Source organism: Bradyrhizobium sp. ORS 278 (assembly GCF_000026145.1).
Taxonomy (GTDB): Bacteria; Pseudomonadota; Alphaproteobacteria; order Rhizobiales; family Xanthobacteraceae; genus Bradyrhizobium.
In genome coordinates this window covers 4,863,998-4,877,389 of sequence record NC_009445.1, presented here as the reverse complement: position 1 = coordinate 4,877,389, position 13,392 = coordinate 4,863,998, and the positions used below count along the sequence as shown (strand labels likewise).

Below are 13,392 nucleotides of genomic sequence, written 5' to 3'. Positions count from 1 at the left end.
GAGCTAGCGGATGGCCAAGAAAAAACGCGGCGACGCGCATGGCGGCGGGCACGGCTGGTTCGTGACCTTCGCCGACCTGATGGGTCTCATGATGAGCTTCTTCGTGATGCTCGTCGCGTTCTCCACCATGGACAACAACAAGCTGAAGATCGTCGCCGGCTCGATGCGCGAGGCCTTCGGCGTGCAGTCGGAGTCGCGCTACTCCGGCATCGTGGAATCCGACGGCCTGCCGACCCGCCCGAAGCTGAAGAACGCGGCCCACATCTCCCCGGAGGAGACGTCGCGCGAACCGAGCCCCGAGCAGGAGGAGCGCCAGCATACCAACGGCGCCAAGCTCAAGACCGACCGGCAGTTCGCGCTGGCCTCCGCCTCGCTGCGCCAGGCGCTGCAGGACATGCCGGAGATGACGGAGATCTCCAAGCACATCATGTTCGAGGAGACCAAGCAGGGCCTCAATCTCGAGATCGTCGACCAGGACGGGCGCTCGATGTTCGCCGACGGCTCCAAGACGCCTTATGACCGGACCCGGCGCCTGATCGAAAAGCTCGCCGCGCCGCTCAAGGCGACGCCGCTGCGCGTGCAGATCACCGGCCACACGGCGGCGGGTTTCGTTCCGGCCCGCAGCGACTATGGCGCCTTCGATCTGTCGGCGGACCGCGCCAACGCCGTGCGCCAGATCCTCGAGCGGGAAGGTCTTCCGCCCAGCCACATCTTCGCCGTGTCGGGCAAGGCCGACACCCAGCCACTGTTCCCGGATGATCCCTCGCTGGCGGCCAACCGACGCGTGACGATCACGCTGATGCGTGAGGATCCGCCCTTGCCGCCGGACCTGAAGCCCTAGTCTCCGTCGCTTCGCCACACCATATTGGCGTCAGGCAGGGCGTGCCACTGATTTTCGGCAGCGTATCAAGCCTCGCGCCTGGATATGGTGCGAGAAGGGTCCCTGCCGGCAGGCGGAATGCGAGAGCTGTGCAAGGCGCGTCCCTGCGTCTTTGGTCGCAGGCGACAGATCCAGCCCTGTTACGATAGAGACTTGACCCGCGGCCGGGCTGCGTCCAAACGCGCCGGGCAATCAGGGAAGATGCGTTCCAAGCACCATGACGGCCACCGCCACAACGACCGAAGGTCAGGAGACCGCGAGCACATCGGGGTTCTGGGGCCTGACGCTCGGCAGCATCGGCGTCGTGTTTGGCGACATCGGGACCTCGCCGCTGTACGCCTTCCGCGAGGCCGCGATCGGCGCGGCTCACGGCCAGCCGGTGTCGCGGATGATCGTCCTCGGCGTGCTGTCGCTGATCCTCTGGTCGCTGTTCATCGTCGTCACCGCCAAATACGTCCTGCTGCTGTTGCGGGCGGACAACAACGGCGAGGGCGGCACGCTGTCGCTGATGGCGCTCGGCCAGCGGGCGCTCGGCCGTCGCAGCATGTTCCTGATGGCGCTGGGCGTGGTCGGCGCCTCGATGTTCATCGGCGATTCGATGATCACGCCGGCGATCTCGGTGCTGTCGGCGGTCGAAGGTCTCAAGCTCGCTGCGCCAGCGCTCGAGCACTATGTCGTGCCACTCACGGTCTTCATCCTGGTCGTGCTGTTCGCGGTGCAGAGCAAGGGCACGGCGCGGGTGGCGACGGCGTTCGGTCCGGTGATGGTGACCTGGTTCCTGAGCCTCGCTGTGATGGGCATTGTACATATCAGCGACGACCCGTCGGTGCTGGCGGCGATCAATCCCTATTACGCGGTGCACTTCCTGCTGTCGCATGGCACGGTCGGCCTGGTCACGCTGGGCGCCGTCTTTCTTGCGGTTACTGGCGGCGAAGCGCTGTATGCCGACCTCGGGCATTTCGGCCGCAAGCCGATCCAGTCGGCGTGGCTGTTCTTCGTGCTGCCGGCGCTGTTGATCAACTATTTCGGGCAGGGCGCTCTGGTGCTGTCCGACCCGGCCGCGATCGAGAACTCGTTCTATCGCATGGTGCCCGAGCTGCTGCTGCTGCCGCTCGTCGTGCTGGCCACCGCCGCGACCGTGATCGCGAGCCAGGCCGTGATCACCGGGGCCTATTCGCTGGTCAGCCAGGCGGTGCAACTCGGGCTGCTGCCGCGCTTCGAGGTCCGCTATACCTCGGAGAGCCATGCCGGCCAGATCTATCTGCCGCGCGTCAACCGCCTGCTGCTGATCGGCGTCATGCTGCTGGTGCTGATGTTCCGCACGTCGAGCAACCTGGCCTCCGCCTACGGCATCGCGGTGTCCACCACCATGGTCGCCGACGGCATCATGGGCTTCGTGGTGATCTGGAAGCTCTGGAATCTGCGGGCTGCGGTGGCCGCCGCGATCATCGCCCCGTTCGTGATCGTCGACCTGACCTTCTTCAGCGCCAATCTGCTGAAGCTGTTCGAGGGGGCCTGGGTGCCGCTGCTGTTTGGCGCCGCGATGGTGGTGACGATCTGGACCTGGCGGCGCGGCTCGGCGATCTTGACGCTCAAGACCCGCAAGATCGAGGTCCCGCTCGACGATCTCGTGGCCAGCCTCGAGAAGCGGCCGCCGCATATCGTCAAGGGCACCGCGGTGTTCCTCACCAGCGACCCGACCTCGGTGCCGACGGCGCTGCTGCACAATCTCAAGCACAACAAGGTGCTGCACGAGCACAATGTGATTCTGACGATCGAGACCGCCCAGACGCCGCGCGTCGACGTGTCCGAGCGGGTGCGGATGGAGAAGATCAGCGAAAAATTCTCCAAGGTCCGGCTGCGCTTCGGCTTCATGGAGTCGCCGAACGTGCCGCGGGCGCTTGCGGTGGCGCGCAAGCTCGGCTGGCAGTTCGACATCATGTCGACGTCGTTCTTCGTTTCGCGCCGGTCGCTGAAGCCGTCGTCGCAATCGGGCATGCCGATGTGGCAGGACCATCTGTTCATTGGTCTCAGCCGGTCGGCCAATGATGCCACCGACTACTTTCAGATTCCGACCGGACGGGTCGTGGAAGTCGGTACCCAGGTAACGATTTGAAGGTTTCACCTACGGTCGAATCGGTTAAGATATGTTAATTCGCTTTGCTGACCTGCAATATCTGCAGGTCATAGCGGGAGCGCCTTAGCTATAAGCCGCGCGCTCTGCCATCTTGTGCAGTGAAGCATTCAACCAGTCCTCGAGGGGGCTACCCAATGACAGCCGACATCGCAGCCACGCCCGCGGAGACGCCGGCGACCAACGGGCATGGCGATGCCCACTCCACGGCCAGCTTCACGGCGCTGACATTGGGGAGCATCGGCGTCGTCTATGGCGACATCGGCACCAGCCCGCTCTACGCGCTGCGCGAAGCCGTGATGGCGGCCAGTAGCGGCGGCGAGGCGGCGCCTCACGCCGTCATGGGCGTGGTGTCGCTGATCCTCTGGGCGCTGATCGTCGTGGTGACCCTCAAATACGTCGTGATCCTGCTGCGGGCCGACAACCACGGCGAGGGTGGAACGCTGGCGTTGATGGCGCTGGCCCAGCGCGGGGTCGCCCGCGGCGCCAGCATTATCGTGCTTCTGGGCATCATCTCCGGTGCGCTGTTCTACGGCGACGCGGTGATCACGCCGGCGCTGTCGGTGCTGTCGGCGATCGAAGGCATCAAGCTGGTCACGGCCGCGTTCGACCCCTACGTCGTGCCGCTGACCATCATCATCCTTGTCATGCTGTTCGCGGTCCAGGTGCGCGGCACGGCCAAGGTCGCGGCCTTCTTCGGCCCCATCATGCTGATCTGGTTCCTGGTGATCGGCATCGCGGCGTTTCCGCCGATCCTGCGCCATCCTGAGGTGCTGTGGGCCATCAATCCGCTCCACGCCGTCAGCTTCATGCTGCATCATGGCATCATCGGCTTCATCACGCTCGGCGCCGTGTTCCTGGCGGTGACCGGGGCCGAGGCCCTCTATGCCGACCTCGGCCATTTCGGCAAGCGGCCGATCCAGACCGCGTGGCTGTTCGTCGTGCTGCCGTCGCTGGCGCTGAACTATCTAGGGCAGGGCGCGCTGGTGATTGCCGACGCCAAGGCGATCGAGAACCCGTTCTTCCTGATGTTCCCGGATTGGGCGCTGATCCCGATGGTCGCGCTGGCGACGGTCGCGACCGTCATCGCCAGCCAGGCCGTGATCACCGGCGCCTATTCGCTGACCCGGCAGGCGATCCAGCTCGGCCTCCTGCCGCGCTTCGAGATTCGGCACACCTCCGAAGCGCATTCCGGCCAGATCTACATCCCGCGCATCAATAAGCTGCTGCTGGTCTCGGTGGTGCTGCTGGTGCTGCTGTTCAAGTCTTCCAGCGCGCTGGCCTCGGCCTACGGCATCTCGGTCACCGGCACGATGGTGGTGACGGCGATGATGGGCTTCGTCGTGATCTGGAAGGTCTGGCGGTGGTCGCCGATCGCAGCCGGCGCGCTGATCGCGCCGTTCCTGTTCCTGGACCTGACCTTCCTGTCGGCGAACCTTTTGAAGGTGCTGGAAGGCGGCTGGGTGCCGCTGGCGCTCGGCGGCTTCGTGATGACCTTGATGTACACGTGGCGGCGCGGCAGCCGGCTGTTGTTCGACAAGTCGCGCAAGCTGGAATTCCCGCTCGCCGATCTCGTCGCGATGCTGGAGAAGCGGCCGCCGCAGCGGGTGGCCGGCACGGCCGTCTTCCTGACCTCGGATCCGCTGAGCGCGCCAACCGCGCTGATGCACAGCCTCAAGCACTACAAGGTGCTGCACGAGAAGAACGTCATCCTGACGATCGAGACCGCGCCGACGCCGCGCATCGATCCGTCGGAGCGGGTGCGCCTGGAGCAGATCAGCCCGACCTTCTCCAAGGTCACCCTGCGCTTCGGCTTCATGGAATCGCCGAACGTACCGAAGGCGCTCGCGATCGCGCGCAAGCTCGGCTGGCAGTTCGACATCATGTCGACCTCGTTCTTCCTGTCGCGCCGCGCGCTCAAGCCGGCGGCGCATTCGGGCATGCCGCGCTGGCAGGATCATCTGTTCATCACCATGAGCCGCTCGGCCAACGACGCCACCGATTATTTCCAGATCCCGAGCGGCCGCGTCGTCGAGGTCGGAACGCAGGTCACGATCTGAGGGCCTCCGGCCGTTCGCGAACCGCTTGATTTTCCCGGCGTCCGGGGCGAGTTTGGCGCCGGTGCGGAGCCCTGTGCGGCTCCGCTGAAGGCTTGGAGGATGGCGTGGCTGTTGTGCACGATTTGACCCCGCAGGACGTGGCCAAGGGGATCGCCGAGGGGCGAATTCTTCTGGTTGACGTGCGCGAGCCGAACGAAGTTGCTGCGGAAGCCTATCCCGACGGCATCGTTGTTCCCCTCTCGGCTTTCGACCCGAAGCTGATCCCGGACCCCCAGGGCAAGGATGTCGTGTTCGCCTGTCGCTCCGGCAAGCGCTCAGTGACGGCCTCGCTGGCCGCGCAATCCGCGGGCATGCCGTACGACAAGCACCTGCAAGGCGGGATGCTCGGCTGGAAGGCGGCCGGCCTGCCGATCAAGACCGGCGGCTGACACCCGATCATGATTTCGCAGAATAAGGTCTTCGCCGATCTGCCCGTCACCATCTTCGAGCAGATGTCGCAGCTCGCGCGCGACAACAACGCCATCAATCTGGGGCAGGGCTTTCCCGACGATCCCGGTCCGGAGGACATCCGCCGCGCCGCTGCGGACGCGGTGTTGAATGGCTACAACCAGTATCCTTCGATGATGGGCCTGCCGGAGCTGCGCCAGGCCATCGCCGCGCATTACAAGCACTGGCACAAGCTCGATCTCGACCCGATGAGCGAGGTGATGGTCACCTCCGGCGGCACCGAGGCGCTGACCTCGGCGATCCTGTCCGTGGTCGAGCCGGGCGATGAGGTCATCTGCTTCCAGCCAGTCTACGATTCCTACCTCCCGATCATCCGCCAGGCCGGCGGCATTCCAAAACTGCTGCGGCTGGAGCCGCCGCATTGGCGGCTGTCGGAGGAGATGCTGCGCTCGGCGTTCTCCGCGAAGACCAAGGCCGTGCTGTTCAACAATCCGCTGAACCCGGCGGCCGTGGTCTATCCGCGCGAGGATCTCGAGCTGCTCGCCCGCTTCTGCCAGGATTTCGACGCGGTCGCGATCTGCGACGAGGTCTGGGAGCACGTGGTGTTCGACGGCCGCGAGCACATTCCGCTGATCACCATTCCCGGCATGCGCGATCGCACCATCAAGGTCGGCTCGGCCGGCAAGATTTTCTCGCTGACGGGCTGGAAGATCGGCTTCGTCTGCGCTGCGCCGCAGCTTTTGCGCGTCGCCGCCAAGGTGCATCAGTTCCTGACCTTCACGACCGCGCCGAACCTGCAGACGGCCGTGGCCTACGGCCTCGGCAAGTCCGACGACTATTTCATCAACATGCGTGCCGAACTCGCGCGCAGCCGCGACCGGCTCACAGCGGGACTCGAACGCCTCGGCTTCCCCGTGCTGAAGGCGCAGGGGACGTACTTCCTCACGGTCGACCTGTCGCCGCTCGGCCTCAACGAAACCGACGAGCAGTTCTGCCGGCGCATCGTCCACGATTACAAGGTGGCGGCGATCCCGGTGTCGGCATTCTACGAGAAGGATGCGGTGACCTCGGTCGTCCGCTTCTGCTTCGCCAAGAAGGACGCCACGCTCGACACGGCGCTGGAGCGCCTGTCCGATGCCATCCACCGACGCTAGGAGATGAAGGACATGACGCGCGGCTGCATTCGCTCGGCTCTGGCCCTGGCGGCCGCAGTACTGACGCTCTCAGCTGCGGCAGCTGAGGAGCGCGTCGTGAACTTCTACAACTGGTCGAACTACATGGCGCCTGGTGTCCTTGAGGATTTCACCAAGGAGACCGGCATCAAGGTCGTCTACGATACCTTCGACGCCAACGAGACGCTGGAGACAAGGCTGCTCGCCGGCAAGTCCGGCTACGACGTCGTGGTGCCCACGGCGTATTTCCTCCAGCGCCAGATCAAGGCCAAGATCTTCCAGCCGCTCGACAAGGCGAAGCTGCCGAACCTCGCCAATGCCTGGACGGTAGTCACCGCGCGTCTCGCCACCTACGATCCCGGCAACCAGTTCGCCGCCAACTACATGTGGGGCACGACCGGCATCGGCTACAATGTGAAGGCAATCGAGAAGATCCTGGGCGCGGGCGTGCGGATCGACAGCTGGGACATGGTGTTCAAGCCGGAGAACCTTGCCAGGTTCAAGGATTGCGGCGTCCATATGCTGGATTCCGCCGACGACATCTTCCCGGCGGCGCTGAACTATCTCGGCCTCGATCCCAACTCGACCAAGCAGGCTGACCTGGAGAAGGCGGCCGAAGTGGTCGGCAAGGTCGCGCCCTTCGTGCGCAAGTTTCATTCGTCGGAATATCTGAGCGCGCTCGCCACCGGTGAGATCTGCCTCGTTGTCGGCTGGTCCGGCGACATCATGCAGGCCCGCAGCCGCGCAGAGGAGGCCAAGAACGGCATCGAGATCGGCTACGCGATCCCGAAAGAGGGCGCGCAGATGTTCTTCGACAATTTTGCCATCCCAGCCGATGCCCAGCACGTGCCCGAGGCGTATGCGCTGATCAACTATCTCTACCGGCCTGAAGTCGCGGCCAAGAACTCGGACTTCCTGTCCTACGCCAACGGCAATCTGGCGAGCCAGAAGCTGATCGATCCGAAGATCCTCGGTGATAAGAACATATATCCCGATGACGCGACCCTGAAGAAGCTGTTCGTCATCGCCGCCCGCGAGCCGGCGACGCAGCGCCTGATCAACCGGCTCTGGACGAAGGTGAAGACGGGGCGGTAGTTCGCGCTGTCGTCATTGCGAAGCAATCCAGGGCGAAGACGACGACTCTGGATTGCTTCGTCGCGTTGCTCCTCGCAATGACGCCGGAGAGATCAGGCCAGCCGGTGCATCGCGCAGAGCTTGTTGCCGTCAAGATCGCGCAAATAGGCGAGATACAGCTTGCCGGTCGATCCCTGGCGCACGCCGGGCGGATCCTCGCAGGTGGTGCCGCCGGCTTCCAGGCCGGCCGCGTGCCAGGCATCAACTTGTTCGGACGAACTGCAGGCATAGCCGATGGTGCCGCCATTGGCCGGCGTGGCGGGCTGCCCGTTGATCGGCTTGGAGACCGAGAAGATGCCGGTCGGCGTGATGTAGAAGATGCGGTGGCCGTCGACCTTGGCCGGGCGCACGCCGAGCGTGCCCAGCAGCTTGTCGTAGAAGACCTTGGCCTTGTCGAGGTCGTTGGTGCCGATCATGATGTGCGAAAACATTCGCGCTTGTCCTCCCTGGAGCTTCCGAACAGCGTCTCGGATACGGCGCCAAGGTAGCGAGCGTCGCCAGATGAGGTAAGAGTTTTCTTCGGAGGGCCTGTTGACGGAAGATCGTGCTGCCGATCTTCTTCCTTGCGGTGGAATTTGACTGCGAGGAGGGATTACCGCCAGCGGCGGTGCAGCCAGAGCCACTGCTCCGGATATTCGCGCACCCAGCCTTCGACGACGTTGGTGACCGCCTGCGTCATGCCCTGGATGTCGATCTGTCCATTCGCATCGCGCACCGGCTTCACCTCCTCCGACAGCTCGGCGCGGAAGCGGTTGCCGGGCAGGCGGATGATGCGCACGCCATGCACGGGGCATTCGACCTGGCGCAGCAGGCGGGCCAGCATCGGATTGGCGCGGGTCTTGCGGCCGAAGAACGTCACCTCGACGCCGCCGGTCAGGTACTGATCGACCAGCATCGCAACATGCTGGCCGTTCTTGAGCGCCTGGCCGAGCCGCAGCGGCGCGTCGCGGCCGGCGGGGATCAGGGTGCCCATCTTTACCTGGCGCATCTCCTGGATGATGCGGTCGGCGGCGGCGATGTTGGGGCGGCGGTAGAGGATCGCGGTGTCGAGCTTGTGGGCGACGGCGGCCAGCGCCGGCATTTCCCAATTGGCGAGGTGGCTCGCGAAGATCAGCGCCGGCTTGCCGTCGAGGCGGAGCTGGTGAAACAGCTCGTGCGTGCGCGGCGTCAGCTCGATCCGGCTGCGCTCGGGATGCTCCTCGTCATAGTCCCAGATCTTGTCGAGATGGGCGAACTCGGCGCCAACTCGGCCGAGATTGTCCCAGACACCGGCGAGGATACGCTCGATCTCCTCGGGCGATTTCTCCGGGAAGGCTTTCGTGAGATTGTCGCGACCGATGCGCTGCTCGCGCAACTTGGGACCGATCCACTGCGCGATGCGCGCGAAGCGGTCGGCCGTCTTCTGCGGATCGAAATAGCGCGTCGTCTTGAGCATGCCGACCGTCAGTGCGCCGACGGCGGAGGATCCGAGCGACTTCACCTCCTGGCGGATGACGAGCTTGGTCCGGAGGGGCAGGAGACTCATCGATGCGACAGGCGGATCAGGCCGGTTCGCGGGTCAGGATCAGCGAGGCGTTCTGGCCGCCGAAGCCGAACGAGTTCGACATCACGGCCGTGACGCGCGCCTCGCGGGCCTTGTTGCCGACGACGTCGAACAGGATCGCGGGATCCGGAATGTCGTAGTTGATGGTCGGCGGGATCAGCTGATGCTCGAGCGTCAGCAGCGAGATGATCGCCTCGACCGCGCCGGCCGCGGAGATGGTGTGGCCGACCATCGACTTGTTGGACGAGACCGGGATCTTGCCGGTGTGCTCGCCGAACACGGCGGACACGCCGACATATTCCATCTTGTCGTTCTCGGGCGTGGCGGTGCCATGCGCGTTGATGTGGTCGATCTGCTCCGGCGCCATGCCGGCATCGGCCAGGGCTTTCCGGATGCAGCCGATGATCGGCTTGCCGTCCGGCGAGGAGCGGGTGCGGTGGAAGGAATCGGTCAGCTCGCCGCAGCCTGCGACGACGCCGAGGATCTTCGCGCCACGCGCCACGGCCGCATCGTAGCTTTCCAGCACCAGCGCGCCGGCGCCTTCGGCCATGACGAAGCCGTCACGGTTCTTGGAGAACGGCTTGGAGGCGGCCTGCGGCGGATCGTTCTGGGTCGATAGCGCCGACAGCAGCGAGAAGCGCACCAGGCCTTCCGGATTGACCGAGCCTTCGGTCGCCGCGCACAGCGCGACATCGGTCTCGCCGCGGCGGATGGCCTCGACGCCGAGCTGGATCGCGGTAGCGCCGGAGGCGCAGGCGGTCGACAGTGAGATCGGCGAGCCCTTGGTACCGAATGTATCCGACAACGAGTCGGCGACCGAGCCGAACAGGAAGCGGTGGTGGTAGTTGACGAACTTGCCGCCGCCGCAGACCTTCAGGAGGTCGTCATAGGTGAAGTGCGTGCCGCCGACCTCATGCGCGAGCTCGAGCCGCTGCGGCCACTCGATTTCGACCGGCGCGACAGCGAGAAACAGCGGACCCGGGAAGTCGCCCTTGGAGCCGATGCCGGCCTGCGCGATCGCTTCCTCCACGGCCATGTGGCCGAGCCGTTCGGACAGGCCGGTCGAGGTGAACGGCGCGACTGGCACGAAGTCCACCGTGCCGGCCATCGTCGTCTTCAACCCGTCGATTGGGAAGCGCGTGATGGTGCGGATGCCGGACTCGCCGGCCACCAGCTTGGTCCAATTGTCGGACTTGCCCGCACCCAGCGAGGTGACGATGCCCATGCCCGTCACGACCACGACGGGGCGTCCAAACTTGTCGCGTACACTCATGATGTCCCCCGTCGCGTCGTCTAGCCGCGCGCCGCGTTCACTTGACAGCTTCGACCAAGGCCATGCCTTCGCCGCGGTAATGGCCAGCACCGACCACCACGATCTGGGCCGGAGCCTCATTCATCTCGCTCTCAACTCCCGAGGTGTCGCCGGGCGCGAACAGCGCGCCGCGCGAGATCGACAGCGCGGCGAGCGCCAGATCGAGCGCGAAATGCGCCTCCATCGTGTGGCCGAAGCGGGTGCCGCTCGAGCGCACGGCGAACGCCTTGTGGCGGTCGAGGAATGCGCGCTCCTCCGACGTCACGGGCTCGGCACCGGTGGCGCCGGTGATGATCGCGCCCGGCGCCTCGTGCACGTCCAGCGCCGACCACAGCCGGTCGAGCGTACCGGTCACGGCGCCGGCCTCCTTGCGGCGGGCGCGGTCGGCCACCACCTTGCTCAGCCGCGCCAGCGGCTTGGCGCCACGGGCTTCGGCATGCGGCTTGGACTCCAGCACCAGGAAGGCGCCGGCCGAGCCGAGCGCGAAGCCAGGATGCTCCTTGCGCGCCCACACCGGCTTGAACTCGTTCTTGAGATTGTAGTCGCCGAACTCGTAGAGCACGAGCAGGTCCTTGCGCTCGCCATTGTGCGAGCCGCCGACCAGCGCGATGTCGCTCTGTCCGCCGGCGATGCGGGCAAGCGCGATCTTGAACGCGTCCACGCCGGCGACCTCTTCGCCCATGAAGGTGCGCGAGGTGCCGCAGACGCCGTGCGAGATCGCGATGTTGCCGGCGAGCAAATTCGAGAGCTGCGCCAGGAACAGGGTCGGCCGCAGATCGCTCATCAACCGGTCGTTGAGGAAGCCCGGCGTGCAGTTGCCCGCGGCCTCGGCGTTGAGAATGGCGGTGTCGACCGAGATGTCGCGCTCGCCGCCGCCGGCGGCGACGATCATGTCCATCCGGGACAGGATGTCCTTGTTGCCCTTCAGCCCGGCCGAGTCCAGCGCCAGCCCGGCGGCATAGGTGCCGATGCGCTGCCACGCCTCCATCTGGCGCTGTTCCTTCTTCGGAATCTGCGCCTCGAGATTCACCTTGGCCCAGGGATGCACGATGTAGGGCGCGAAGCCCTGCTCATCGACATTGATCTGGCCGGCGTTGAGAGCCTCCCAGTTCGCATCGAGGCCCTCGCCGAGCGAGGTCGCAAGGCCGATGCCGGTGATCCAGACTTCGACGGGGGCTGATGTCACGGAAGGCGTCTCACTCATCGCTGCAGGATCTGGTGCGGAAAGCCGACGCGCTCGGCGACGGCATCCATGTGTCCGCGCAGTTCCGGATTGGGGAAGGGGACGTGGCTGAACGTGATCGTCGCGTTCGAGCGCAGCTTGCCGCCGACTTTCACGCGCGCCTCGGTGATGGCGTAGCCGGAGCCCTCATGCAGCACGTTGGCCTCGACGGTGAGTACCTCGCCGGGCTGCACGAAGCCGCGCATCTTGGCTTCCTTCACGGCGGCAAGGAACGGCATCCGCTCGAACTTCATCAGCGCGAGCAGCAGCCAGCCGGAGGTCTGCGCCATCGACTCGATCAGCAGCACGCCGGGCATGATCGGGTAGCCCGGGAAGTGTCCTTCGAAGATCGTGCTCTCGGTCGGAACCTTGGCCTCGACGGTGATGGTCTTCTCGTCCAGCTTGAGGTCGAGAATGCGGTCGATCAGCAGGAAGTATTCGATCTGCATGGCGGGCGCTCAGGCGCCCTTGGCGGCGACCAGCTCGTCGATGCGGGCGCACAGGTTCTTGAGCACGAAATACTGCTCGGTGCTGGCCTTGCCGTCGTTCACTTCCTGGGTCCACTTCTCCAGCGGCAGCTTGATGCCGAAGGCCTTGTCGATGGCGAAGGCGATGTCGAGGAAATCGAGGCTGTCGATGCCCAGATCGTCGATGGCGTGGCTATCCGGCGTGATCGTGTCGCGCGGGATGTCGCAGGTTTCAGCGATGATCGTGGCGACCTGATCGAATGTTGAGGACATCACTAAGCCTTTGATATTTTGGAGCTAATCCGGAGAAGGGCAACGAGGGGACACCGCCTTGGGGGCGTCTGATGCGAGCCCTTTTACCCCCGTCGCCCAGGAGTCGTGTGCCCGTATATCGGAGCGCCGCGGTGAGTTCAATGGAGCCGGGAGCGCCGGTTGTGGCGGGATTGTGATGCCCTGTCAGGGAGGCGGGCGCGGCCTTCAGGGCATGTAGGTCTCGGTGATGATGCGGGCGCAGTCGCGCCGTCCGGTGAGGAGGCAATCCTGCGTCTTGCGCAGATCCGCGATGCTCATCGCCAGCCAGATGCCGATCGCCGTCAGCGCGATGGTGAAGGCGATCGCGGCGATGTTGGCGAGGATCCGATGCCGGAAATCGTCGGGCTCCTCGCGCGGCTGTTCATACCGGGAGAGGTCGAGCGAGACCGGCTCGGGCCGCCGCAGCGGAACGGGAGGATTCACGTTCGGACTGCCGCCCTCGGTGACCCGCCGCGCCGGACCATTGCGGGGCCGGAACGGCACCACGCGATGCTCATCCTCCGCTGCGATGGGGCGCTGGGTCTTCATGCCTCGACTCCGATGGTCTTTCCATAGCACGCAGCCGCAGCCTCTCACAAAGAAACTTTGGCGGCCTTGAGCTGCATCAGAGCCTCGAGGCGCCCTGCGGATGTGTCGTTTCCGTTCTATTTGGTGTATCGGTGGAACCCCCGCGCCGGCGGCGCTGATCTCGCCGGAAATGTCGACGCTG

13 protein-coding genes are annotated in these 13,392 nt (G+C 65.3%); 6 read left to right on the top strand and 7 right to left on the bottom strand.

Going from position 1 to position 13,392, the window contains the following annotated elements; translation table 11 throughout:
• The first annotated feature begins 10 nt into the window (after nucleotides 1-10).
• The 6 genes from BRADO_RS21810 to BRADO_RS21785 all read left to right on the top strand — a co-directional run bounded on the left by BRADO_RS21810 (nucleotide 11) and on the right by BRADO_RS21785 (nucleotide 7,788).
• The gene (locus tag BRADO_RS21810; protein ID WP_011927516.1) at nucleotides 11-841 is read left to right on the top strand and encodes a flagellar motor protein MotB; all 831 of its coding nucleotides are present in this window, start codon (nucleotides 11-13) and stop codon (nucleotides 839-841) included.
• 256 nt (nucleotides 842-1,097) lie between these two features.
• Nucleotides 1,098-2,996 carry a potassium transporter Kup gene (locus BRADO_RS21805; protein ID WP_011927515.1) on the top strand — a complete coding sequence of 633 codons (1,899 nt, stop codon included), beginning with the start codon at nucleotides 1,098-1,100 and terminating at the stop codon, nucleotides 2,994-2,996.
• Nucleotides 2,997-3,151: 155 nt separating this feature from the next.
• Nucleotides 3,152-5,074: a potassium transporter Kup gene (locus tag BRADO_RS21800; protein WP_011927514.1), complete on the top strand. Its 1,923-nt coding sequence runs from the start codon at nucleotides 3,152-3,154 to the stop codon at nucleotides 5,072-5,074.
• A 104-nt stretch (nucleotides 5,075-5,178) separates the two neighbouring features.
• A complete protein-coding gene (locus BRADO_RS21795) occupies nucleotides 5,179-5,502 on the top strand; it encodes a rhodanese-like domain-containing protein (RefSeq protein ID WP_011927513.1) in 324 nt (107 codons plus the stop codon).
• 9 nt (nucleotides 5,503-5,511) lie between these two features.
• Complete coding sequence (locus tag BRADO_RS21790) at nucleotides 5,512-6,675, top strand: aminotransferase (RefSeq protein WP_011927512.1); 1,164 nt, start codon at nucleotides 5,512-5,514, stop codon at nucleotides 6,673-6,675.
• Nucleotides 6,676-6,687: 12 nt separating this feature from the next.
• Nucleotides 6,688-7,788, top strand: coding sequence for a polyamine ABC transporter substrate-binding protein (locus BRADO_RS21785; RefSeq protein ID WP_011927511.1), 1,101 nt, complete (start codon nucleotides 6,688-6,690; stop codon nucleotides 7,786-7,788).
• Between the two features lie 92 nt (nucleotides 7,789-7,880).
• On the opposite strand, the gene BRADO_RS21780 is transcribed toward BRADO_RS21785, so the two are convergent.
• The 7 genes from BRADO_RS21780 to BRADO_RS21750 all read right to left on the bottom strand — a co-directional run bounded on the left by BRADO_RS21780 (nucleotide 7,881) and on the right by BRADO_RS21750 (nucleotide 13,211).
• Nucleotides 7,881-8,258 (bottom strand): VOC family protein, encoded by a 378-nt coding sequence (locus BRADO_RS21780; RefSeq protein WP_011927510.1) that lies wholly within the window; start codon nucleotides 8,256-8,258, stop codon nucleotides 7,881-7,883.
• Nucleotides 8,259-8,419: 161 nt separating this feature from the next.
• Entirely contained in the window at nucleotides 8,420-9,352 is a 933-nt protein-coding gene (locus tag BRADO_RS21775; RefSeq protein ID WP_011927509.1) for a lipid A biosynthesis lauroyl acyltransferase, read from the bottom strand.
• A 16-nt stretch (nucleotides 9,353-9,368) separates the two neighbouring features.
• Nucleotides 9,369-10,643: a beta-ketoacyl-ACP synthase gene (locus BRADO_RS21770; RefSeq protein ID WP_008962796.1), complete on the bottom strand. Its 1,275-nt coding sequence runs from the start codon at nucleotides 10,641-10,643 to the stop codon at nucleotides 9,369-9,371.
• Between the two features lie 37 nt (nucleotides 10,644-10,680).
• On the bottom strand, nucleotides 10,681-11,886 hold the full coding sequence (locus BRADO_RS21765; RefSeq protein WP_011927508.1) for a beta-ketoacyl-ACP synthase: 1,206 nt from the start codon (nucleotides 11,884-11,886) through the stop codon (nucleotides 10,681-10,683).
• The gene (locus tag BRADO_RS21760) at nucleotides 11,883-12,353 is read right to left on the bottom strand and encodes a 3-hydroxyacyl-ACP dehydratase FabZ family protein (protein WP_011927507.1); all 471 of its coding nucleotides are present in this window, start codon (nucleotides 12,351-12,353) and stop codon (nucleotides 11,883-11,885) included. The genes BRADO_RS21765 and BRADO_RS21760 overlap by 4 nt, the downstream gene beginning before the upstream one ends.
• 9 nt (nucleotides 12,354-12,362) lie before the next feature.
• Entirely contained in the window at nucleotides 12,363-12,644 is a 282-nt protein-coding gene (locus BRADO_RS21755) for an acyl carrier protein (RefSeq protein ID WP_006609130.1), read from the bottom strand.
• Nucleotides 12,645-12,848: 204 nt separating this feature from the next.
• Complete coding sequence (locus BRADO_RS21750) at nucleotides 12,849-13,211, bottom strand: hypothetical protein (protein WP_011927506.1); 363 nt, start codon at nucleotides 13,209-13,211, stop codon at nucleotides 12,849-12,851.
• Nucleotides 13,212-13,392 lie beyond the last annotated feature (181 nt).

What these genes read in the sequence shown, in the direction of transcription:
- BRADO_RS21810 (WP_011927516.1), top strand. Translation starts at nt 11, where the DNA reads ATGGCCAAGAAAAAACGCGGCGACGCGCATGGCGGCGGGCACGGCTGG.
- BRADO_RS21805 (WP_011927515.1), top strand. Translation starts at nt 1,098, where the DNA reads ATGACGGCCACCGCCACAACGACCGAAGGTCAGGAGACCGCGAGCACA.
- BRADO_RS21800 (WP_011927514.1), top strand. Translation starts at nt 3,152, where the DNA reads ATGACAGCCGACATCGCAGCCACGCCCGCGGAGACGCCGGCGACCAAC.
- BRADO_RS21790 (WP_011927512.1), top strand. Translation starts at nt 5,512, where the DNA reads ATGATTTCGCAGAATAAGGTCTTCGCCGATCTGCCCGTCACCATCTTC.
- BRADO_RS21785 (WP_011927511.1), top strand. Translation starts at nt 6,688, where the DNA reads ATGACGCGCGGCTGCATTCGCTCGGCTCTGGCCCTGGCGGCCGCAGTA.
- BRADO_RS21780 (WP_011927510.1), bottom strand. Translation starts at nt 8,258, where the DNA reads ATGTTTTCGCACATCATGATCGGCACCAACGACCTCGACAAGGCCAAG.
- BRADO_RS21775 (WP_011927509.1), bottom strand. Translation starts at nt 9,352, where the DNA reads ATGAGTCTCCTGCCCCTCCGGACCAAGCTCGTCATCCGCCAGGAGGTG.
- BRADO_RS21770 (WP_008962796.1), bottom strand. Translation starts at nt 10,643, where the DNA reads ATGAGTGTACGCGACAAGTTTGGACGCCCCGTCGTGGTCGTGACGGGC.
- BRADO_RS21765 (WP_011927508.1), bottom strand. Translation starts at nt 11,886, where the DNA reads ATGAGTGAGACGCCTTCCGTGACATCAGCCCCCGTCGAAGTCTGGATC.
- BRADO_RS21760 (WP_011927507.1), bottom strand. Translation starts at nt 12,353, where the DNA reads ATGCAGATCGAATACTTCCTGCTGATCGACCGCATTCTCGACCTCAAG.
- BRADO_RS21755 (WP_006609130.1), bottom strand. Translation starts at nt 12,644, where the DNA reads ATGTCCTCAACATTCGATCAGGTCGCCACGATCATCGCTGAAACCTGC.
- BRADO_RS21750 (WP_011927506.1), bottom strand. Translation starts at nt 13,211, where the DNA reads ATGAAGACCCAGCGCCCCATCGCAGCGGAGGATGAGCATCGCGTGGTG.